Raw genomic sequence first — 805 nt, 5'->3', positions numbered from 1 at the left:
AGGACTCATTTAGGCAGCCAGAAGATGACGATGGCTGCGATGCAGATGGCCGACAGGAACAGGTCTCCGCATCTGTCGTAGCGGGTCGCGATGCGCCGCCAATCTTTCAAGCGTGCAAAGGCATTCTCGATGCGGTGGCGTTTTCTGTAGAGGCGTTTGTTGTAGCTCGCGGGCCTCTTCCGCTTCGCCCTCGGTGGGATGCAGGTACGCACACCCTTTCGTTTCAACTCGTCTCGCAACCAGTCGGCATCGTACCCTTTGTCGCCGAGCAGCCGTTTCGCCTTCGGAAGATCACCCAACAGGACGAGGGCGCCACGCGCATCGCTCAGCTGGCCTGGCGACAGGAAGAATGTCAGCGGGCGCCCCCGTCCGTCCGACACCATGTGCAGCTTGGAGCTTAGCCCACCTTTGGTGCGCCCGATGGCCCTCGGTTTGATCCCCCTTTTGAGAGGCTCGCCGACGTCCGGTGAGCCTTCAGGTGGGTGCTGTCGATCATGATTGTGTCTCCTTCAGGTCCCGGCTGGGCCAAGTTCTCGAAGATGCGTGCGAACACGCCCATGCGGGACCACCTGACGAACCGGTTGTAGAGCGTCTTGTGGGGACCGTAGACCGATGGCGCATCGCGCCACTGCAAGCCATTCCGCTTGACGTAGATGATCCCACTCAGAACCCGCCGATCATCGACCCTCGGCTTGCCACGAGATTTCGGAAAGTGCGGTCGCAGGCGCTCCATCTGCGCCTCCGTCAACCAGTAGTAGTTGCTCATGATGCCCCCAGCGTTCGGGAACGTGAATCACGACGATCC

Annotated in this window: 1 pseudogene; it reads right to left on the bottom strand. The window is 60.7% G+C overall.

Annotated features, from left to right (window positions below):
- Window positions 1–5: 5 nt before the first annotated feature.
- A pseudogene (locus EU800_RS26110) lies at window positions 6–766 on the bottom strand (IS5 family transposase).
- Window positions 767–805 lie beyond the last annotated feature (39 nt).

Origin of the sequence: Tropicimonas sp. IMCC6043 (genome assembly GCF_004146235.1) — a bacterium.
In the GTDB taxonomy this organism is placed as follows: domain Bacteria; phylum Pseudomonadota; class Alphaproteobacteria; order Rhodobacterales; family Rhodobacteraceae; genus Tropicimonas.
Note: the sequence above shows the minus strand (reverse complement) of the source record. Positions and strands in the feature narration are given on the sequence as shown.